This window comes from Streptomyces fagopyri, assembly GCF_009498275.1.
In the GTDB taxonomy this organism is placed as follows: domain Bacteria; phylum Actinomycetota; class Actinomycetes; order Streptomycetales; family Streptomycetaceae; genus Streptomyces; species Streptomyces fagopyri.
The window spans coordinates 1,708,449-1,728,728 of record NZ_CP045643.1 but is presented as its reverse complement, the minus strand read 5'-3'; the positions used below and the strand labels follow the sequence as shown (position 1 = coordinate 1,728,728).

The window sequence follows — 20,280 nt, the reverse complement described above, 5'->3', positions numbered from 1 at the left end:
GGTCCCATCGGGTGCTTTAGCGGGTCCGCGCCGGTGTTGCTCAGCCGGCCCCCCCGCTCGTTGGGCGACTGATGGGTCATGGACATGGACCAGTTGCTCACACGACGCCGGGCATTGATCGCCGGCGCCGCCGTCCTGGGGACGGCGGGGGCGACGGGCACGGCCCGCGTCCTCACCGCGGAACCGGCCGGGAGCCAGGTGCGCCCGCCGGCCGGGGGCCCGCGGGCCCGCGCGGCCCTCAAGTCGTCCGCCCACCGTCTGCCGCCCATGACCGAGGACGGCCGGCCGAGGAGCCGACCCCTGCGTCCCTCCGTCCGGCGCGAGCCCCTCCTGCACGTGTCCGGACGCGGCCGTACCATGGTGCTGACCTTCGACGACGGCCCCGATCCGCGGTACACGCCGAGCATCCTGAAGACCCTGCGCGAGTACGACGTGCGGGCGATGTTCTTCGTCTGCGGGAAGATGGCCGCGGCCGGCAAGAACCTGCTGGCTGAGATGGCCGACGACGGGCACGTCGTCGGCAACCACACCTGGACGCACCCCTTGCTGACGGAGCTCCGGCGCCCGCAGATCCGCTCCGAGATCGAGCGCACCTGTGACGTCATCGAGGACGCGTACGGCGCGCGGCCCCTGTGGTTCCGCGCGCCCTACGGTGCCTGGAACCGGGCGGTCTTCCAGATCGGCGCCGACCTGGGCATGGAGCCGGTGGCGTGGACGGTCGACTCCCTCGACTGGACCACCCCGGGCACCGGCACCATCGTCCGCCGGGTGGAGCACGGCGCCGCCCCTGGCGTCATCGTGCTCTCCCACGACGCGGGCGGCGACCGCTCCCAGACCGTTCGGGCGCTGCGCGACTACCTGCCCCAACTGCTGGACCGGGGCTACCACTTCACCGTGCCGCGACGGCGCTACGCCTGATCCCGGCGCCGTCGGCCCGCTGTCCGGCGACCGCCGACCGACGGAACGGGTCGGTCCGGGTCAGTCCGGGTCAGGCCGGGTCAGGCCGAGATGCGGGGCCGGCGGCGGACCGGCCGGAGCCCCGCGTTCGGCGTCGGTCCTGCGGTGAACTCCGTTCGCGGCGCGGGTGGTTCGGCCCGGCCGGGGTTCACGGGCGGTACCGGAAAGCGTCGGGAGGACTTCCGCGCCGCGTTCAGCGGACGCCGGCGAGACGCGCGAACACGACGACGTTGCCGTCGTAGCCGTACTCCTGGGAGAACCCTCCCCCGCAGGTGATGACGCGCAATTCCGGCGTGCCCCTGCTGCCGTACACGCGGTCGCCGGGGAAGGCGTTCTTCTGGAACACCTGGATGTCGTAGACCTCGAATGTCGCGGTCTTCCCGTCCTTGCGCAGGACCTCTACCCGGTTTCCCTTCTTGAGGGCCCCGAGTCCGTAGAAGACGGCGGGGCCCCGCGCGTTGTCCACATGGCCCACGACGACGGCGGTGCCCTTCTCGCCGGGCGAGACCGCGCCGGTGAACCACCCCGCGAGGTTCGGGTCGTCGGGCGGAGGCGCGCCGACCCAGCCGTCCGTGTCGAGACCGACCGGCACGACCGGTGCGTCGACCCGGATCGCCGGGATCCGCACCCGGTCCACCACGGAGTACGGCAAGGGGGAGGGCGCCTTCGCGAGGCCGTCCGCGGGGGTCCGGTCGTCCGCCGCCGCTGCCGGCGCGGGCTGCGGAGGGCCCACGTCGAACTCGCCGGAACCATTGCGGATCAGTGCGAGGCCGGTCAGCAGAACAAGCGCCATCACGCCCCAGGGGACCCGCTTCCTCTGCCGCTCCTCCTTTTCGGCCCATGCGGACGAAGACATTCGCCATCTCCTCTCGACACGGCCGTCACCGCGTCCGTCGCGCATTTGAGAAAGCTAAGTGGAGCATGCCCGGGAGCTGACGGGGCACGGGCAGGTGGACGGGGGAGCGCCATGGTGGTGCGCCATCCGGGTTGCCGAGTGCAGGATATTTCTGGCAGTCCGTGACCTGCGGCAATATCTGATTATGTGTAAGTCATTCGGCGTGTCTTCTCACCGGGACGGACCATTCTCGAAATGCGGCCCCCCGCACGGCATCTGAGGGTCTGACGGGGAGGCGCTTTCTCGCCGATCGACCGGGGACGGGTCCCGGGGCGCCTTCCGCGGAGGATCACATGCGTACCATCCGTGCTCTGGCGGTCTCAGCCGCCGCGGTCGCCGCGCTGGGGTTCGCCGCCCCCGCGGCCATGGCCTGGAGCGAAGCGGGTCACGCCGAACGGGGAGCCGGTGAACGCCTCGCCGAGAGCGGGCGAGCCTACGACGACGCGGACCCGGGCGACCACGGACGCTTCGATGACGACGGCCCCTGGGACGACGAGGGCGCGGAGGACGACTGGGGCAGGGGGAACGGCGTGAGCCGGCGGGACGAAGGGCCGAGGAACGTCAGGGCCAGGCCCGGTGTCGTCGTCCAGGGCGGCCCGTTGACCGTCGCGGTCGACGGCGACTCGTGCCGCGCGGGCGGCGGCACGGTCTCGTCACGGGCGTTCGGCACCACCCGGCTGCGACGCGCGGGCGGTGGCACGGCCACGGCGCGGGTCTTCGTCGACCGGGGCGTGCGACCGGGGTCGTACGACATCACCGCCCGCTGCGACGACCGGACCCTGACCCGGCCGGCCGCCTTCACCGTCATCGGCGGGGTCAGCGGTGGTCTCGGTGGCGCTGCCTCCACCGGAGCGACGCCCACCGACATCGCCATCGGCAGCGGGCTGGTGGCCGCCGCCGTCCTCGGCGGCGCGGTGCTGTGGCTGCGCCGAAGGCCCGGGCGGCGGATCTGACGAGGCGCGCGGGACCGGGGGACCGGTGACGTGACGCGGAGGAACCCCGTGGGCCGCACGGGGGACTTCGCGCGCGGCCGGGGGACGGGTGCACCAGGTGGCCCGTCCCCCGGCCGCGCGGTCGCTATCGGGACTTCCCGTGCGGTCCCGTCACCCCGGAAGGTGGGGGAACAGTGTCAGGAACGGCTCGGCCGAGGCCGCGATGCCCCGGCTGTAGGGCGCGTCGAAGTCCCAGATCAGGAAGAGCAGGAAGGCGATCAGGGCCGAGAAGAGCCCGGCCAGGATCAGTTCCCGCCGGGTGCGCCGGATCTGCAGCGCGAAGACCATCCCGATCGTGACGACGGCACCGGTGATCAGCCCGAACCACACCACGCCCGGCATGGTCGCCCCGGTCGACTCCGCCCGTGAGTTGCGCGCGGTGTCGGCCGCGGTCACCTGGTCGACGAGCGGCTGGTAGGCCTGGGCCTCGAAGTCCGTCTTCGGCTGGTAGTCGGTGACGTCCGCGCGGATGCGGTCGAAGAGCCGGCCGCCCTCGGCGGTCACCCGCCCGTGGTCCGCCATGGTCTTCCACTCGGTGGTGACGACCTGCTTGACGTACGCGTCCACGTCCCCGCGGATGCGGTCCCGTACGTCCGGCGGGTAGACCCGGACCCGCTCCGAGATCTCGTGCAGGGCCTGGGCCTCGGTCTGTACATGATCCTGGGCGGCGCTGCGCGCCTCCCAGACGCCGGCGATGGCCAGCCCCAGGACGATGGCGTAGACCACGCCGATCATCATGGTCATGTACTCGATCACGTCCGGGGTCTCGGACGGATCCTCGTCCTCGGGGGCGCGCCGGTTGCGCAGCAGCGCCACGACGAGGACCACGAGGCACGCGGCCGCCATCGCGAGGACGAGAACAAGCCAATCCGACAAAGTTGTCTCCAAGGGTCAGCGCGGGCGCAGCGCCGCGACGGCGAGCACCGCGGGCACGGTGACGAGCAGGGTGAGCGAGACCAGGGACGGTCCGCTGCGGACCGCGTGCTTGTGCGCCGGGGCGCGGTACACCGGGTAGCTCACCGGGGTGGGCGACGGCTGAGGACGGGCCCTGTGCGTCGGTGTGGGCGTCGGAGGGGGCGGTGGTGGTGGCGCGGGCCTCGGCGCCGGTGCCACGGCGACGGGCCGGGGAGCCGGCGGAGGGGGTGGCGGGGGCGGTGGTGGTGGGGTCGGCCTGGGTCTGGGTGGTGGAGGCGGCGGTGGCGGCGGCGGTGGAGGTGGTTTCGGGGTGGGTGTCGGCGTGGGCGTCGGCGTGGGTGTCGGCGTGGGCGGTGCGGGGCTGACGGTGCAGAGCCCGTCGCCGGCGACCGCCACGGCCTCCGTGCCGTCCGGGCCGACGGAGGCGTACGCGCAGGCGTCCGCGACCGCGGACGAGACCGGCGCACCGCCGAGGATCCAGGTCAGCGTCAGCAGCGCCAGTACCCGTATGACGAGGGCGGACGGGGTCCGCTGTGGTGCATGCACGACCGAGATCATGAGGCGTGCCGCCCCCACGCGCGCGCGAGTGGTGGGGTATTGCCCCGAACGGAGGACTTGTGGACCGGGGCGGTTTGACGGTCGCGCGGGAGCGGGCGGCCGGACGGGCGCAGGTGTGCGAGAGCAAGGGAACGGATGTGCCGCGGACAGCCGTCCGGGTTCCGGCTGCGGGCGCTGTCACAGCGTTCCGAAAGTTTTTTGTGGGCCGGTTGAACACAACCGCCACTCCCGCCCGTACCTAGGGCCATGCGCGGCGCTGCAGGGCGCTGCAACCCTTATGCGAACAGTGGGAGTTACCCAATGAAGACCTCCTGGCGGAGCGCCTCCCTCGTAGCGACAGCTGCGGCCGTGCTGGCGCTCACGACGGCGTGCGGTCAGGATTCGGGCACCCAGTCGACGGGCAGCCAGAACGTCGGCGCCGCCGCGGCCGCCAATGGATACGGCCAGGCCAGCAGCACCGCGACCCCGAACGGCTACGGCGCCGACCAGCAGGGCGCGGCGGCCCAGGCGGAGTCCGCCGGGCAGCTCGCCGTCGCGGAGAGCACGACGCTCGGCAAGGTGCTGACCGACAGCGCCGGATTCACCCTGTACCGCTTCGAGAAGGACACCGCCGAGCCGCCGAAGTCGAACTGTGACGGCGACTGCGCGAAGGCCTGGCCCGCCGTTCCCGCCGACGGCGCCACGGCCGCCACCGGGGTGGACAAGGCCCTGCTCGGCGAGGTCACCCGCAAGGACGGCACCAAGCAGCTGACCATCGGCGGCTGGCCCATGTACCGGTTCGCGAAGGACACGAAGGCCGGCGACACCAACGGCCAGGGCGTCGGCGGCATTTGGTACGCGTCCGCCCCCGACGGCAAGAAGGCCACGCTGGCCGCCCTGCCGGGCCTGTCGACCCGCAAGGACCCCAAGCTCGGCGAGATCGTCGTCGACAAGAACGGCATGACGGTCTACCGCTTCATGAAGGACCAGGCCTGGCCGGTCTCCAAGTCCGCCTGTGTCGGCGCCTGCCTGGAGAAGTGGCCCGCCGTCGCTCCGGTCAAGGCCGCCGACACCAAGGGCGTCCAGAAGAAGGGCCTGATGGGCTTCACCCGCCCCGACGGCGCCAAGCAGATGACCGTCAACTGCTGGCCCATCTACACCTTCTCCGGTGACACGAAGGCCGGGGACACCAACGGTCAGGGCGTGGGCGGCACGTGGTACGCCGTCGCCCCCGACGGAAAGCCGGTCGGCGCGCAGAAGTAGAGGATCACCTCCCCAGGGTTGGTCGTCTCGTCCGCAGAGCAACGGAACGCGGAAGGGAGAGTGGATCAGAACTGGCAAGAGTGTCGGACGAACAGAGCACAGCGCGCGACCCCGGTCCGCCCCCTCCGCACCGCACGGAGGGGGCGGACCTTTCGCCGTGCGCGCCCGCACCGGCCGGAGGCCCCGGGACCGGAGAATTTTCCACACCGGGGATACCCGTCACCGGGAACGGCATGGCGACGCTTCGTGACTCCCGGGAACTTTTTGGAATGCTTCGCATCGATTTCGCGGTGACACCCGACGGCGTGTCCGAAGGCCCCGCACAGCGGCAGATTCGGCACATGCCGTAGGCAGTGCCGGTGAACGGACGGTCAATTTCCGTTTTGACTCGCCCGTTTGGCGGGCGATCAGTAGCCTCAGCTCGAACACCGGATCGCCTACGCCGTCGACTACGCCTTGGAGAGATAGATGGAGCGTCCCGCCTGGGCCCCACGCAGCATTGACATCTCGGTGCCGAGCGTGTCCCGTATCTATGACTACTACCTGGGCGGTTCGCACAACTTCGAGGTCGACCGGGAAGCCGCCCGCAAGGCGATGGAGTTCATGCCCGGACTGCCCAAGGTCATGCAGGCGAACCGGGCGTTCATGCGCCGCGCCGTGCGCTTCGCGGCGGACGAGGGCATCTCGCAGTTCCTCGACATCGGCTCCGGCATCCCGACCTTCGGCAACGTCCACGAGGTCGCCCGGGCGGCCCGTCCCGGTGCGCACGTCGTGTACGTCGACCACGATCCGGTCGCCGTCGCGCACAGCGAGGCCGTCCTGCGGGACGTCGAGGACACGGACGTGGTCGCGGCCGATCTGCTCAAGCCCCAGGAGATCCTGGCGAGCGCCGAGGTGCAGCGGCTGATCGACCTGAACCGGCCGGTCGCCCTGCTGCTCGTTGCCATACTTCACTTCGTGGAGGACGCGGACGACCCGTACGCTGCGGTGGCCGAACTGCGTGACGCGCTCGCGCCGGGCAGCCTGCTCGTGGTCACGCACGCCGCGTACGAGGGAATCCCGCTCCCGGCGGAGCGGGCCGAGGGCGCGGTCGACGTGTACAAGGACATCCGCAACCCGCTGATCATGCGCTCGCGCGAGGAGATCGCGCGGTTCTTCGAGGGGTACGACATGGTGGAACCCGGACTGGTGCCGATGCCGATGTGGCGGCCCGACACCGCGCCCGAGGACGAGGATCCCTATTCCTTCTCCGGGTTCGCGGGCGTGGGGCGCACGGCGTGATCGCGGAGCCGGACGGGCCGGAGGACAGACTCCGCAGGTTCGCGACGATCTGGAGCCGGGCGGTCTTCCCGGTCACCTCGACCTCGCTGACCCGGCCTGAGTTCGAGCAGCAACTCGTACCGCTGGCAAGGCGGTTGAGCGAGGCACTGCGAGCCAGGACCTTCCAGGCGACCGAGGGGCACGCGGTCGGCGCCGCGATCGTCTCCGCGCACTGCACCGATCCGGAGGCACTGAGCCGCACCCTCGACTGCGTGGACGCCTATCTGGTGCTCTACTGCGGCGAGGACGGACCGCAGGAGGCCCTGCGCACCCGCTCGGCCCGCCTGCAGCACGCCATGGCCGCCGGATTCGCGCAGGCCCTGCGGGAGCGGACGCTCAGCGAACAGGAGGCCATCTACCAGGCCGCGTTGAACGCGCGCAGCACGGTGGCCGAGGCACTGCACGCCAGTGAGGCCCGCTTCCGCGCGGTCTTCGAGGGCGCGGCCATAGGCATCGCCATCGCCGACCTCGAAGGCAACATCCTGCAGGCCAACGGAGCCCTGCTGCGGATGTTCGGCGGCTCCGAGCAGACGATGCGCGGCCGCCGGGTCCCCGAGTGGACACACCCCGACGACGCGCCCCAAGTCTGGAAGCTCTACGAGGAGTTGGTCAGCGGCGAGCGGGAGCACTACCACGTCGAAAAGGCCTTCTACCGGCCCGACGGCACCGCCCTGTGGACCAATCTGACGGTGTCCCTGCTGCGCGACCCGGACGGTGAACCCCAGTACCAGCTCGCCCTCATGGAGGACACCACCGAGCGCCGGCTGCTCAATCTGCGGCTGCGCTACGAGGCCACGCACGACGCGCTCACCGGACTGCCCAACCGGACCCTCTTCTTCGAGCGGCTGGAGAAGGCGCTGTCCGCGGGCGACAACCAGCGGTTCGGGCTGTGCTATCTCGACCTCGACGGCTTCAAGACCATCAACGACAGCCTTGGGCACGCCGCGGGGGACCGGCTGCTCGTGGAGGTCGCCGACCGGCTGCAGTCCTGCGCGACCGCGCCCGGTGAGATGGTCGCCCGGCTGGGCGGCGACGAGTTCGTGGCCCTCACCATCGGCCCCGACACCGAGCGCGAGGTCGACGAACTCGCCGGGCGCATCATGAACGCCCTGGTCACCCCGATCAGCATCGACGGCCGCGAACTGGCCGTGCGCGGGAGCATCGGCATCGTCGAGGGACCGGCGGGCGAACGCGGCCCGGCGGAGGTGCTGCGCAGCGCCGACATCACGATGTACCGGGCCAAGTCCGCGGGCGGCAACCGCTTCGAGCTCGCCGACCCCGAGGCCGACGCGCGCGCCATCACCCGGCACGGGCTCACCACGGCGCTCCCGGCGGCCCTCGACCGGGGCGAGTTCTTCATCGAGTACCAGCCGCTGGTGCACCTCGGCGACGGCAGCGTGCACGGCGCGGAGGCGCTGGTGCGCTGGCTGCACCCACAGCACGGCGTACTCGGACCCGACCAGTTCATCCCGCTCGCCGAGCACACCGGACTGATCGTGCCGCTCGGCCGCTGGGTCCTGGAGCAGTCGGTCCGGCAGGCCCGCCAGTGGCAGGAACGACGTGCCGGGGCCGGCCCCCTGCGGATCAACGTCAACCTGTCGCCGTGCCAGTTGACCCATCCGGGTCTCGTCCAGGACACCGTGGACATCCTGGAGCGCGAGGGCCTCGACGCCGCCGCGCTGTGCCTGGAGGTCACCGAGTCCGCGCTGATCGGCGCCGACGACGACCTCCTCAAGCCGCTGCGCCGACTCGCCGAGATGGGCGTGGACATCGCCCTCGACGACTTCGGCACCGGCTACTCGAACCTCGCCAACCTGCGCCGGCTGCCCGTGAGCATCCTCAAGCTGGACCGCTCGTTCACCCAGGGCATGCAGCAGTTCCCGGCGGACCCCGTCGACCTCAAGATCGTCGAGGGAATCGTCTCGCTCGCCCACAGCCTCGACCTCGCGGTCACCGTCGAGGGCGTCGAGACGGGCGCCCAGGCGGAACAGTTGCGGATACTGGGCTGCGACACCGCCCAGGGCTGGTACTACGCCCGGCCGGGCCCGCCGGAGCGCCTGCACGAACTGGCCCTGGTCGACGCCACCGGCTGAGGCTTCGCGCGCCCGGTGGTCTCCTGGACAGGAGACCACCGGGCGGTCCGGAGCGGGTGACGAGGCACCGGGCAGGAGCGGGAGGCAGGGGCATGGCGGACGAGGGGCCGATCGTCGGCCGGGAGACGGAGCTCTCCGCGCTGTCCGGGCTGGCCGAGTCACCCGACGGACGGGCCCTGCTGCTGCGGGGCGAGGCGGGCGTCGGCAAGAGCGTCCTGCTGGACGCCGCCGCGGCACGGTCCCTCGCCCTCGGACACCGGGTCGTCCGCACGGCCGGCGTGGAGGCGGAGTCGGAGCTGCCGTTCGCGGGCCTGCACCAGATCCTGCATCCGCTGCTCCCGCAGGCCGCCGGCCTCGACCGGGTCACCCGCGCGGCCTTCGACACCGTCTTCGGGCGTACGGCGGGCGAGGCGCCCTCGGTGATGGCGCTCGGCGTCGCCGTACTCGACCTGCTGGCACTGGTGTCCGGCGACAGGCCGCTGCTCGTGGTCGTCGACGACGCCCACTGGTTCGACCCGCAGAGCGCCGAGGTGGGCCGGTTCATCGCCCGCCGGCTGTCGGCGCACGCCGTTCGGATGGCCATCGGGGTACGGGCCGACGTCGCCTCGGCCTGGGACGCGGCGGGGCTCCCCGAACTGACGGTCCCGGCCCTGGACGCGCACGCGGCCGCCCTGCTCCTCGACGCGCACGCCCCGGACCTCGCCGACGGCGCCCGCCACCAGATCCTCGAGCAGGCCCGCGGCAACCCGCTCGCCCTGCTGGAACTCCCGCGCGCGCTGCGCGAGGGCTCGGCCCCCGGCACCGGGCCCGGCGAGCTGCCCCTGTCCCGGCGCCTCGAACAGCTCTACGGCGACCGGATCAGGACGCTCGCCGCCGCCGAGCGCACCGAGCTGCTGCGAGGCGCCCTCGACGGCACCGGCGCGGCACCGTCACCGGCCGACCGGGCCCGCTACCGGCTCGGCGACGTCGACGGCGCGCTGGCCGCCGGACTGCTCACCGTGGACGCGGCCACCGGCGACCCCGTCTTCCGCCATCCGCTGGTCCGCTCGGCACTGCTCCAGTCCGCCACCCCGAACGAGCGGCGCGCCGCGCACGCGGAACTGGCCCGGCTGCACCACGCCGACGTCGAACGCCACGCCGCCCACCTCGCGGCCGCCACCGTCGACCCCGACGAGGCCGTCGCCGCCGTCCTGGAGCGCGCCGCCCGCTCGGCCACGGCCCGCGGCGCGGCGGCGTCCGCCGTCGCGCTGCTGACCCGCGCCGCCGAACTGAGCCCCGGCTCCGCGGCGCGCTCCCGCCGCCTCGGCGACGCGGCCTACGTGGCGGCGCAGTCCGCGCTCCTCGACCAGGCGCAGGAACTGCGGGAGGTCTCCGACCGGCTGGCCGGCGCCCACCAGTCGCCCACCGCGGTGATCACCTCGGCGTACGCGGCGCTGTACCGGGACGGCGACGTCAACTCCGCGCACCGCCGGGTCGCCGCGGCGCTCGGGTCCCTGCCCCCGGACAGTGACCCGGAGACCCGAACCCGGCTGCTCAACCTGCTGCTCGCCATCAGCCTGTTCGCCGCCGATCCGGCCCTCTGGACGGTCACCGACGCCCTGGTGGACGCTGCCCCGGTCACCCCGGCCACCTCGCTCTACCGCGACGCGTTCGGCGATGTCGCCCGGCGCGGGGCGGGTGCACGCGAGCGGGTCCAGGACGCGTTCGCCCGGCTCGGCGAGGAACAGCCGTGGGACGTCATGCGGCTCGGGGTCGCGGCCTACCACCTCGACGCGCTGGGCGACCAGCGCCTGCTGGTGCGCCGGGTCGCCGACCGGGAGGTGGGCAGCGGAGCCGTCACCAACGCGATGACCCTGCTGCAACTGGTCATGCTCGACCAGATCGACAGCGGCGAATGGGACGACGCCGAGCGCACCGGCGGACGCGGCCTGGACCTCACCGCCGCCCACGGCTACGCGCTCTTCGCGCACCAGTACCACGGCTTCCTCGGACTGATCGCCGCCTGGCGGGGCGACACCGAACGCGCCACCGCTGCGCTGAACCGCCTGGACCGCTGGGCCCGGCCGCGCGGTGTCGGCCACCTCACCCAGCTCGCCGAGGCCATCGGCGCCGCCGCGCACCTCACCGCGGGCGACTTCGAAGGGGCGTACGCCTATGCCGGGGGCCTCACCGCGCCCGGCACGTTCGCGCCCTGCTCGCAGCAGGCCCTGCGCACCCTGCTGGACCTGGTGGAGTCGGCCGTCCACACCGGCCGCGCCGAACAGGCCCGGGCGCACGCCGAGGCGGCCCGGGACCAGGGACTTCCCGCGATCTCACCGCGCCTCGGCTTCCTCACCGCCGCCGCCCTGGCGATGACCGCCGACGACACGCAGGCGCGGGCCGCGTACGAGCGGGCGGTGGCCCACCCCGCCGGGGCGGAGTTCCCCTTCGAGCTGGCCAGGGTGCGGCTGGCCCAGGGCATGTGGCTGCGCCGGGCCCGGGAGAGGGCGGCCGCCCGGACCGTTCTCGAACAGGCCGCCGAGGTCTTCGACCGGCTCGGCGCGGTGCCCTGGGCCCGGCGGGCCCGGGCCGAACTGCGCGCCGCCGGCGCCGCCACGCCGCAGAGCGCGCACGGCGCGGCCTCGGCGCTCACCGCGCAGGAGCGGCAGATCGCCGAACTCGCCGCGAGCGGACTGAGCAACAAGGAGATCGGCGCCCGGCTCTTCCTGTCGCCCCGCACGGTCGGAGCGCACCTCTACCGGGTGTTCCCCAAGCTCGGCATCTCCTCCCGGGCCTCACTGCGGGACGCGCTGGCGGGGAACTCCACCGAGGCCGGATGAGTCCCCGCCGGGACGCTCGCCCCCGGGCCCCACAACCGCATGCCGGTCACCGCGGTCACCGGCGTGTCGTCGTGTCGGTGGGTGGTCGTGGTGGTGGGTGTGTCGTTGTGTCGGCCGTCGACCGTGGTCGCCGGTGGGTCGCCGTGTCGGCCGTCCACCGTGGTCGCCGGTGGCTCGCCGTGGCGGCCGGTCGCCGTGGCGGTGGGCCGGTGACCCCGGGCGTCAGTCGGTCACCAGAGTCATTCGACCGATGCGGTACCCGTGACCGCCCGGCGATGGTGGACCCGTCGCCCCGCCCCCGGAGGCGGCCCCGAGGAGTCCAGGAGAAGGCCATGCCCGACTCGCGCACCCCCGTCGTCCTCATCCACGGCCTCTGGCTGCACGCCACCTCGTGGCAGCCCTGGGCCGACCTGGCCGACGAGCACGGCTACGCGCCGCTGGCCCCCGGCTGGCCCGGCGAGGCCGCCACCGTCGCCGAGGCCCGGCGGCACCCCGAGGCCGTCGCGGGACTCGGCATCGACGAGGTCACCGAGCACTACGCCGGAATCATCCGTGCCCTGGAGCGCCCGCCGGTGCTCGTCGGACACTCCTTCGGCGGCCTGATCGCGCAGAAGCTGCTCGGCGCGGGCCTCGGCCGGGCCGCGATCGCCATCGACCCCGCCCAGATCAAGGGCGTCAAGGCGCTGCCCCCGGCGCAGCTGCGCGCGGGCTTCCCCGTCCTGGGCAACCCCGCGAACCGGCGCCGCGCGGTCTCCCTGACCGCCGCGCAGTTCCGCTACGGCTTCGGCAACGCGCTGGAGCGGACCGAGTCGGACGAACTGTACGAGCGCCACACCATTCCCTCGCCCGGACGGCCGCTGTTCCAGGCCGCGTTCGCCAACTTCGCCCGGCACTCCCCGGCGGCGGTGGCCACCGGCAACGCGGACCGCGGCCCGCTGCTGCTGATCTCCGGCCAGGCCGACCACACCGTTCCCGACGTGGTGACCCGCTCCGCGTACAAGCTCTACGGCGACTCACCGGCGGTCACCGAGCTCAAGCAGTTCCCCGACCGCGGCCACTCCCTCGTCGTCGACCACGGCTGGCGCACGGTGGCCGACCACGCGCTGCGGTGGCTGGCCTGTCAGGGGATCCCGGGCCGGGGCACCTCCCGCACCTGACCGAACCCGAACCGGCCGCCAGCGGCCTCCCCCTCCACCCCTCCACACAAGACCCCCAGCCACCCGCACCACATCCGACGCCCTTCGAACCGGGCGCCGCACAAAAGGAGTTGAGAAGAATGAGCACGGAACTTCAGGGCCGGACCGCCATCGTCACCGGTGCCAGCAAGGGCATCGGACTGGCCATCGCCCAGGCGCTGGCCGGAGCGGGCGCGACGGTCGTCGCCGGGTCCCGTACCACGACGGAGGAACTGGACACGCTGGTCAAGGAGGGACCGGTCACCTGGGTCCCGGTCGACCTCGCCGAACCGGGCGCCGCCGAACACCTGGTCGCTGCGGCCGGCGGACGCGTCGACATCCTCGTCAACAACGTGGGCGCCGCCCCCGCCCGCACCGGCGGTTTCCTCTCGGTGACCGACGAGGACTGGCGGCGCACCGTCGACCTGAACCTGCTGACCGCCGTACGGGTGACCCGGGCCGCCCTGCCGGTGATGCTGGCCGCCGGCGACGGTTCCGTGGTGACGGTCGCGTCGGTCAACGCCACCCTGCCCGATCCCCTGGTGATCGACTACAGCGCGGGCAAGGCCGCGTTGGTCGCCTTCTCCAAGGCGCTGTCGAAGGAGGTCGGCCCGAAGGGCATCCGGGTCAACACCGTCAGCCCGGGTCCGGTGGAGACCGAGCTGTGGCTCGGCGGCGGAGGAGTGGCCGAGACCGTCTCGGCCGCCGCCGGGATCACCCCGGACGACGTGGTCGCGCAGGTGTCCGGCGCCACCGTCACGGGCCGCTTCTCCCAGCCGTCCGAGGTCGCCGAACTGGTCCTCTTCCTGGCCGGTGACCGCGCCCGCAACATCACCGGCAGCGACCTGGTGATCGACGGCGGTTTCATCCCCACCCGGTGATCCTCGTCCCCACGCGGTGATCTTCATCGGCACCCGGTGATCTCCGCGCCCCCGTGGTGACCGGACCGGTTCAGCGCTCCAGCAGCATCCGCTGGAGCTCCCGGGCGGCCCGCGGCGGCGCGACGTCACTGCGGTGCGCGAGCGCGATCGTCCGGTGCAGTCCGGGCGGGGCCAGCGGGGTGACCCGCAGGCCCCGCCCGGACCGCGTCGCGACCATGCGCGGGACGACGGCCAGTCCCAGGCCCGAGCGGACGAAACCCAGTACGGCGTCCATCTCGCCGCCCTCCACCGCGAAGTCCGGCTCGAAGCCCTCGGCACGGCACGCGGCCACCGTCAGTTCCCGCAGGTCGTAGCCGTGCCGGAACATGACCATGCGCGCGCCCTCCAGGTCGGGGACGCGGACCGTACGGCCCCCACCGGGCGCGGGTGACTCCGGCGAGGACACCACCACCAGATCCTCGCGCAGCAGTTCCACCGTGGTCAGCGCCGGGGACGGAGTCGGCAGCGGGAGCACGACCAGGGCGAGGTCGAGCGCGCCGCGGGCGAGCTCCCGGACGAGGTCGTGGGAGCCGCCCTCCTCGATCAGTAGCCGGATGCCGGGATACCGGTCGTGGAAGGCGCGCAGCACATCGGGCAGCAGGCCGGTGCACACGCTCGGGGTGGCGCCGAGGCGGACCCGGCCGCTGCGCAACTGGGCCAGCTCCTGCACCTCCTGCCGAGCGGTGTCCGCGTCGGCGAGGATGCGGCGGGCCAGCGGCAGCAGTGCCTCGCCCGCGTCGGTCAGCGTGATGTTGCCGCGCGCCCGCAGGAAGAGATCCGCCCCCAACTCCCTCTCCAGCGACTTGATCTGCTGGGACAGGGACGGCTGGGCGACATGCACCAGCTCGGCGGCCCGGGTGAAGTGCCGGGTCTCGGCGACCGCCACGAAGTACTGGAGCTGCTGGAACTGCATCCCCTCATGATAGGTCGCCCCTATCGAAACGAGCCATTCCATGTCTTGGACCGATCGGCCCTCCGCGGCCTACCGTGCTGAGCCATGGCACTGGCAACGCGGACGGACCGACGACCGTCCATCACCCGCACCGTGTGGGACAGCTCGCTCGGGAAGAAGACCGTGATGGCGGTGAGCGGCCTGATCATGCTGCTCTACCTGGTCGTCCACATGCTCGGCAACCTGAAGATCTTCTTCGGCGCGGGCGATTTCAACCACTACGCGCACTGGCTGCGCACCATTGGTGAACCGTTCCTGCACTACGAGTGGGCCCTGTGGATCATCCGCGTGGTCCTGGTCCTCGCCGTCGTCGCGCACGCCACCGCCGCCTACCAGCTGAGCCGCCGCGACATCCGGGCGCGCCCCAGCCGGTACGTCCACACGAAGCCCCGGTCGAGCTACGCCACGCGCACCATGCGCTGGGGCGGGATCATCCTCGGCCTCTTCATCGTCTGGCACCTCCTCGACCTGACGACCGGCACCGTGCACTCCGGTGGCTTCCAGTCCGGACACCCGTACCAGAACGTCGTCGACACCTTCTCGACCTGGTACGGCGACGTGATCTACATCGTCGCCATGCTCGCGCTCGGCCTGCACATCCGGCACGGCTTCTGGAGCGCGGCTCAGACCCTGGGCGCCGGCAGCCACACCCGCGACCGCGCCCTCAAGACCATCGCCAACGTCCTCGCGCTGGTGCTGACCGCGGGCTTCATCGCCGTACCCGTGGCCGTGATGACCGGAGTGGTGAGCTGAACATGACCGCATCGTCCGCATACACCGACTACGCGACCGGTGAGCCGGTCGCCGACGACAAGGCTCCGCGAGGACCGATCAACGAGCGCTGGGACACCCGCCGCTTCGAGGCCAAGCTGGTCAACCCCGCCAACCGCCGCAAGCACCGGGTGATCGTCGTGGGCACCGGCCTCGCGGGCGGCTCCGCCGGCGCCACCCTCGCCGAACAGGGCTACCACGTCGTCCAGTTCTGCTACCAGGACTCACCCCGCCGGGCCCACTCGATCGCCGCCCAGGGCGGCATCAACGCGGCCAAGAACTACCGCAACGACGGCGACTCCGTCCACCGGCTGTTCTACGACACCGTCAAGGGCGGGGACTTCAGGGCCCGGGAGTCCAACGTCCGCCGGCTCGCGCAGATCTCCGTCGAGATCATCGACCAGTGCGTCGCCCAGGGCGTCCCCTTCGCCCGTGAGTACGGCGGCCTGCTCGACACCCGCTCCTTCGGCGGCGTCCAGGTCTCCCGCACCTTCTACGCCCGCGGCCAGACGGGCCAGCAACTGCTGCTCGGCGCCTACCAGGCGCTGTCCCGCCAGATCGCCGCGGGCACCGTCGAGATGCACCCGCGCACCGAGATGCTCGACCTGATCGTGGTGGACGGCAGAGCGCGCGGAATCGTCGCCCGCGACCTGGTCACGGGCCGCGTCGACACGTACTACGCGGACGCGGTCGTCCTGGCCAGCGGCGGCTACGGCAACGTCTTCTACCTCTCGACGAACGCCATGAACTCCAACGCCACCGCGATCTGGCGGGCCCACCGGCGCGGCGCCTACTTCGCCAACCCCTGCTTCACCCAGATCCACCCCACCTGCATCCCGCGCACCGGCGACCACCAGTCCAAACTGACGCTGATGAGCGAGTCGCTCCGCAACGACGGCCGCATCTGGGTCCCGAAGGCCGCCGGCGACACCCGCCCGCCGAACGAGATCCCCGAGGACGAGCGCGACTACTACCTGGAGCGCATCTACCCGTCCTTCGGCAACCTGGTGCCCCGCGACATCGCCTCCCGCGCCGCGAAGAACGTGTGCGACGAGGGCAGGGGAGTGGGCCCCGGCGGACAGGGCGTCTACCTGGACTTCGCCGACGCCATCGGACGCATGGGCAAGGCGAAGGTCGAGGAGAAGTACGGCAACCTCTTCGACATGTACGCCCGGATCACCGCCGAGGACCCGTACACCGTCCCGATGCGGATCTACCCGGCCGTGCACTACACGATGGGCGGACTCTGGGTCGACTACGACCTCCAGACCACCGTCCCCGGCCTGTTCGCGATCGGCGAGGCCAACTTCTCCGACCACGGGGCCAACCGCCTCGGCGCCTCGGCCCTGATGCAGGGCCTCGCCGACGGCTACTTCGTCCTGCCGGCCACGATCAACGACTACCTCGCCCGAAACCCGCACCACGAGGAGGTCACCGACGAACACCCCGCCGTCCAGGAGGTGATGGCGGAGACCGAGGACCGGCTGCGGCTGCTCCTCGCCGTCGACGGCGACCGCACCCCCGACTCCTTCCACCGCGAGGTCGGTGAACTCATGTGGGAGTTCTGCGGTATGGCCCGCACCGAGACGGGACTGCGCAAGGCACTGGAGCGGATCCCCCAGATCCGCGAGGAGTTCTGGCGGCGGATCAAGGTCCCCGGCACCGGCGAGGAGTTCAACCAGTCGCTGGAGAAGGCCAATCGCGTCGTCGACTACCTGGAGCTCGCCGAGCTCATGTGCCTCGACGCGCTGCACCGGGCGGAGTCCTGCGGCGGCCACTTCCGCGAGGAGTCCCAGACCCCGGACGGCGAGGCGGAACGCCGGGACGAGGAGTTCTCGTACGCGGCCGCCTGGGAGTTCACCGACACCGGCGCCGCACCCGTCCTGCACAAGGAAGACCTCGTCTTCGAGTACGTACACCCCACCCAGCGGAGCTACGCATGAAGCTCACCCTGCGCGTCTGGCGCCAGAAGAACGCCGACGCCGACGGAGCGATGTCCACGTACGAAGTGGACGACATCTCGGCCGACATGTCCTTCCTGGAGATGCTCGACACCCTCAACGAGGAGCTCATCCTCAAGGGGGAGGACCCGGTCGCCTTCGACCACGACTGCCGCGAGGGCATCTGCGGCGCGTGCTCGCTCGTCATCAACGGTGACGCCCACGGCCCCGAACGCACGACGTCCTGCCAGCTGCACATGCGTTCCTTCCGGGACGGCGACACGATCGACGTCGAACCGTGGCGCGCCGCCGCCTTCCCCGTCGTCAAGGACCTGGTGGTCGACCGGTCGGCCTTCGACCGGATCATCCAGGCCGGCGGCTACATCACCGCCCCGACCGGTGCCGCCCCCGAGGCGCACGCCACGCCCGTGCCGAAGCCGGACGCCGACCTCGCCTTCGAGCACGCCGAGTGCATCGGCTGCGGGGCGTGCGTGGCGGCCTGCCCGAACGGCGCGGCGATGCTGTTCACCTCCGCGAAGATCAACCACCTGAACGTGCTGCCGCAGGGGGCGCCCGAGCGCGAGACCCGGGTGCTCGACATGGTGGCCCAGATGGACGAGGAGGGCTTCGGCGGGTGCACCCTCGCCGGGGAGTGCGCCACCGCCTGCCCGAAGGGCATCCCGCTGGTCTCCATCACCAGCATGAACAAGGAGTGGCTGCGGGCCACGCGCAAGGCCGGACGACGCTGACGCCGGGGTCACTTGTTCACGGAGCGTTCGCCGGACAGGTGCGGACGGGCGGGGCCGGGAGTGGTGCTCATCCCCGGCCCCGTCTCGCACACGGGGGCAGCCCCTGGCATTCAACATCCCCACATCCCGGCTCCTGGCACAGGTCACGCGCACGCCAACCGGTATCGGAAGAACAGGAGCGCGCGGACCGCACCGACACGGCCCGCCGCCGCACCGCCGAACCGGCCCGTGACCAGGAGAGTGCCATGACCGGCGTTTCCACCCTCGACAGCCCCCCGCAGCCGCTGGCCCCCACCCGCTACACCGTCTCCCTCGCCCGCTCCGAGGAGGACGTCCGGGCCGCCCAGCGGCTGCGCCACGACGTCTTCGCGGGAGAGATGGGCGCCCTGCTGACCACTCCGCAGCCGGGCCTCGACATCGACTCCTTCGACGCCTACTGCGACCACCTGCTGGTCCGCGACACGCTGACCGACCAGGTCGTCGGCACCTACCGGCTGCTGCCGCCGGACCGGGCCGCGGTCGCCGGCCGGCTCTACTCGGAGAGCGAGTTCGACCTCCGCCCGCTCGACGCGATCCGCCCCGGGCTCGTCGAGGTCGGCCGCTCCTGCGTACACCCCGACCACCGCGACGGCGCGGTCATCGGCCTCATCTGGGCCGGCATAGCGCGGTACATGGTCGACGGCGGCCACGAATGGCTCGCGGGCTGCTGCTCGATCCCGCTCGCCGACGGCGGCGCGCTCGCGGCGGGCACCTGGGACCGGGTGCGGGCCAAGTACCTGGCGCCCGAGGAGTACCGGGTGTCGCCACGGCTGCCCTGGTCCGCCGAGGGCGTCGCCCGCCCGTCGCGCACCGAGCTGCCCCCGCTGCTGCGCGGCTATCTCCGGCTCGGCGCCTGGGTCTGCGCCGAACCCGCGCACGACCCGGACTTCGGGGTCGCCGACCTGTACGTGCTGCTGTCGATGCGGCGGGTCGACCCGCGCTATCTGCGGCACTTCCTCTCGCTCGTACCGGCCTGATGGCGCTCACCGACGCCGGGGTACGGAGCGTCTGGCTGCCCAGCGCGCCCTGCACCCCGGGGGCCTGCGTGGAACGCACGGGATCCGTCGCGGCCGTACCGCGGGCCGTGCTGCGGCTCACCGCGGTCGTCGTCCTGCTCGTCGTCGGCGTCGCGCTCTGCCCGGTCGGCGGACGGATCCCGTCCCGGGCGGTGCGGACCTGGGCCCGCGGTGTCGCGCGCGCGGCGGGCGTCCGGGTCCGGATCACCGGCGCCGCCGCACCCGGCGGCGGTCTGCTGATGGTCGCCAACCACATCTCGTGGCTCGACATCCCCCTGCTCGCGGCCGTCCGGCCGGCCAGGATGCTCGCCAAGTCGGAGATCCGGCGGTGGCCGGTCGCGGGTCCACTGGCCGCGCGCGGCGGTGTCCTGTTCATCGAACGCGACCGGCTGCGCGCCCTGCCGGGCACGGTCGCGCACATCGCCGGGCTGCTGCGCGAGGGTGCCGCCGTCGTGGCGTTCCCCGAGGGCAGCACCTGGTGCGGCAGGGCGCAGGGGCACTTCCGGCGGGCCGTCTTCCAGGCGGCGCTGGACGCCGGCGTGCCGGTCCAGCCGGTGCGTCTGCACTACCGGTTCGCGCGGGGGGCGGCGAGCACCGCGCCCGCCTTCGTCGGGGACGACTCCCTGCTCGCCTCGCTGTGGCGGGTAGTCTCGGCGCGCGGGCTGGTCGCGGAGGTCGAGGTGCGGCCCGTGCTCGCGCCGGGCAGCCATACCGACCGACGAGACCTGGCGCGCGCCGCGCAGGGAGGCCCGCATCCCCGGGACGGCCTCGCGTCGACGGCCGCCCATCTCTGATGAACCGTCACCGGCCGGACGTACGTCGCGCCGGCGGCCCGGGGCGTACGACCCGGCCGGACCGGCCGTCGCCACCACGGGCGGCGGCCGGACCGTTCGCGTACGGCCGGACCGCCGTCGTCGCCGGGACCTC

General features: G+C 72.6%; 17 protein-coding genes. 13 read left to right on the top strand and 4 right to left on the bottom strand.

What is annotated here, in order from left to right:
• Window positions 1-78: 78 nt before the first annotated feature.
• The gene (locus GFH48_RS07360) at window positions 79-918 is read left to right on the top strand and encodes a polysaccharide deacetylase family protein (protein WP_153287486.1); all 840 of its coding nucleotides are present in this window, start codon (window positions 79-81) and stop codon (window positions 916-918) included.
• Between the two features lie 232 nt (window positions 919-1,150).
• On the opposite strand, the gene GFH48_RS07355 is transcribed toward GFH48_RS07360, so the two are convergent.
• Window positions 1,151-1,813: a class F sortase gene (locus GFH48_RS07355; RefSeq protein WP_153287485.1), complete on the bottom strand. Its 663-nt coding sequence runs from the start codon at window positions 1,811-1,813 to the stop codon at window positions 1,151-1,153.
• Between the two features lie 332 nt (window positions 1,814-2,145).
• Between GFH48_RS07355 and GFH48_RS39025 the strand changes: the two genes are divergently transcribed.
• On the top strand, window positions 2,146-2,805 hold the full coding sequence (locus GFH48_RS39025) for a hypothetical protein (RefSeq protein WP_228120434.1): 660 nt from the start codon (window positions 2,146-2,148) through the stop codon (window positions 2,803-2,805).
• Between the two features lie 150 nt (window positions 2,806-2,955).
• Here the strand turns inward: GFH48_RS39025 and GFH48_RS07345 are convergent, their stop codons facing one another.
• Together GFH48_RS07345 and GFH48_RS39690 are read right to left on the bottom strand one after the other, a co-directional pair.
• A complete protein-coding gene (locus GFH48_RS07345) occupies window positions 2,956-3,720 on the bottom strand; it encodes a bestrophin-like domain (RefSeq protein WP_194280521.1) in 765 nt (254 codons plus the stop codon).
• A 15-nt stretch (window positions 3,721-3,735) separates the two neighbouring features.
• A complete protein-coding gene (locus GFH48_RS39690; RefSeq protein ID WP_261994579.1) occupies window positions 3,736-3,864 on the bottom strand; it encodes a hypothetical protein in 129 nt (42 codons plus the stop codon).
• 753 nt (window positions 3,865-4,617) lie between these two features.
• On the opposite strand from GFH48_RS39690, the gene GFH48_RS07335 reads away from it, so the two are divergent.
• From GFH48_RS07335 to GFH48_RS07310, 6 genes are all read left to right on the top strand, one after another.
• Window positions 4,618-5,559, top strand: a complete 942-nt coding sequence (locus GFH48_RS07335) for an SCO0930 family lipoprotein (protein WP_153287483.1) — start codon at window positions 4,618-4,620, stop codon at window positions 5,557-5,559.
• A 468-nt stretch (window positions 5,560-6,027) separates the two neighbouring features.
• Entirely contained in the window at window positions 6,028-6,840 is an 813-nt protein-coding gene (locus GFH48_RS07330) for an SAM-dependent methyltransferase (RefSeq protein WP_153287482.1), read from the top strand.
• Entirely contained in the window at window positions 6,837-8,972 is a 2,136-nt protein-coding gene (locus tag GFH48_RS07325) for a putative bifunctional diguanylate cyclase/phosphodiesterase (protein ID WP_153287481.1), read from the top strand. The genes GFH48_RS07330 and GFH48_RS07325 overlap by 4 nt, the downstream gene beginning before the upstream one ends.
• A 92-nt stretch (window positions 8,973-9,064) precedes the next feature.
• Window positions 9,065-11,791 (top strand): helix-turn-helix transcriptional regulator, encoded by a 2,727-nt coding sequence (locus tag GFH48_RS07320; RefSeq protein ID WP_153287480.1) that lies wholly within the window; start codon window positions 9,065-9,067, stop codon window positions 11,789-11,791.
• A 332-nt stretch (window positions 11,792-12,123) separates the two neighbouring features.
• Window positions 12,124-12,948 (top strand): alpha/beta hydrolase, encoded by an 825-nt coding sequence (locus GFH48_RS07315; protein WP_153287479.1) that lies wholly within the window; start codon window positions 12,124-12,126, stop codon window positions 12,946-12,948.
• A 119-nt stretch (window positions 12,949-13,067) separates the two neighbouring features.
• Window positions 13,068-13,847, top strand: coding sequence for an oxidoreductase (locus tag GFH48_RS07310; protein ID WP_153287478.1), 780 nt, complete (start codon window positions 13,068-13,070; stop codon window positions 13,845-13,847).
• 70 nt (window positions 13,848-13,917) lie between these two features.
• Here GFH48_RS07310 and GFH48_RS07305 read toward each other — a convergent pair whose 3' ends face one another.
• Window positions 13,918-14,799, bottom strand: coding sequence for a LysR family transcriptional regulator (locus GFH48_RS07305; RefSeq protein WP_153287477.1), 882 nt, complete (start codon window positions 14,797-14,799; stop codon window positions 13,918-13,920).
• Window positions 14,800-14,919: 120 nt separating this feature from the next.
• Here GFH48_RS07305 and GFH48_RS07300 point away from each other — a divergent pair, with 120 nt between their 5' ends.
• The 5 genes from GFH48_RS07300 (at window position 14,920) to GFH48_RS07280 (ending at window position 20,147) form a co-directional block, all read left to right on the top strand.
• Window positions 14,920-15,591: a succinate dehydrogenase gene (locus tag GFH48_RS07300; protein ID WP_153292763.1), complete on the top strand. Its 672-nt coding sequence runs from the start codon at window positions 14,920-14,922 to the stop codon at window positions 15,589-15,591.
• 2 nt (window positions 15,592-15,593) lie between these two features.
• Window positions 15,594-17,552, top strand: a complete 1,959-nt coding sequence (locus GFH48_RS07295; protein ID WP_153287476.1) for a fumarate reductase/succinate dehydrogenase flavoprotein subunit — start codon at window positions 15,594-15,596, stop codon at window positions 17,550-17,552.
• A complete protein-coding gene (locus tag GFH48_RS07290; protein WP_153287475.1) occupies window positions 17,549-18,298 on the top strand; it encodes a succinate dehydrogenase/fumarate reductase iron-sulfur subunit in 750 nt (249 codons plus the stop codon). The genes GFH48_RS07295 and GFH48_RS07290 overlap by 4 nt, the downstream gene beginning before the upstream one ends.
• Before the next feature lie 245 nt (window positions 18,299-18,543).
• On the top strand, window positions 18,544-19,314 hold the full coding sequence (locus GFH48_RS07285) for a GNAT family N-acetyltransferase (RefSeq protein ID WP_153287474.1): 771 nt from the start codon (window positions 18,544-18,546) through the stop codon (window positions 19,312-19,314).
• Window positions 19,314-20,147 carry a lysophospholipid acyltransferase family protein gene (locus GFH48_RS07280; RefSeq protein ID WP_153287473.1) on the top strand — a complete coding sequence of 278 codons (834 nt, stop codon included), beginning with the start codon at window positions 19,314-19,316 and terminating at the stop codon, window positions 20,145-20,147. Before GFH48_RS07285 ends, GFH48_RS07280 begins: the two co-directional genes overlap by 1 nt.
• The last annotated feature ends 133 nt before the right edge of the window (window positions 20,148-20,280 follow it).

Excerpts from the sequence above, each read along its gene's own strand:
- GFH48_RS07360 (WP_153287486.1), top strand. The coding sequence starts at position 79 with ATGGACATGGACCAGTTGCTCACACGACGCCGGGCATTGATCGCCGGC.
- GFH48_RS07355 (WP_153287485.1), bottom strand. The coding sequence starts at position 1,813 with ATGTCTTCGTCCGCATGGGCCGAAAAGGAGGAGCGGCAGAGGAAGCGG.
- GFH48_RS39025 (WP_228120434.1), top strand. The coding sequence starts at position 2,146 with ATGCGTACCATCCGTGCTCTGGCGGTCTCAGCCGCCGCGGTCGCCGCG.
- GFH48_RS07335 (WP_153287483.1), top strand. The coding sequence starts at position 4,618 with ATGAAGACCTCCTGGCGGAGCGCCTCCCTCGTAGCGACAGCTGCGGCC.
- GFH48_RS07330 (WP_153287482.1), top strand. The coding sequence starts at position 6,028 with ATGGAGCGTCCCGCCTGGGCCCCACGCAGCATTGACATCTCGGTGCCG.
- GFH48_RS07320 (WP_153287480.1), top strand. The coding sequence starts at position 9,065 with ATGGCGGACGAGGGGCCGATCGTCGGCCGGGAGACGGAGCTCTCCGCG.
- GFH48_RS07315 (WP_153287479.1), top strand. The coding sequence starts at position 12,124 with ATGCCCGACTCGCGCACCCCCGTCGTCCTCATCCACGGCCTCTGGCTG.
- GFH48_RS07310 (WP_153287478.1), top strand. The coding sequence starts at position 13,068 with ATGAGCACGGAACTTCAGGGCCGGACCGCCATCGTCACCGGTGCCAGC.
- GFH48_RS07305 (WP_153287477.1), bottom strand. The coding sequence starts at position 14,799 with ATGCAGTTCCAGCAGCTCCAGTACTTCGTGGCGGTCGCCGAGACCCGG.
- GFH48_RS07295 (WP_153287476.1), top strand. The coding sequence starts at position 15,594 with ATGACCGCATCGTCCGCATACACCGACTACGCGACCGGTGAGCCGGTC.
- GFH48_RS07290 (WP_153287475.1), top strand. The coding sequence starts at position 17,549 with ATGAAGCTCACCCTGCGCGTCTGGCGCCAGAAGAACGCCGACGCCGAC.
- GFH48_RS07285 (WP_153287474.1), top strand. The coding sequence starts at position 18,544 with ATGACCGGCGTTTCCACCCTCGACAGCCCCCCGCAGCCGCTGGCCCCC.
- GFH48_RS07280 (WP_153287473.1), top strand. The coding sequence starts at position 19,314 with ATGGCGCTCACCGACGCCGGGGTACGGAGCGTCTGGCTGCCCAGCGCG.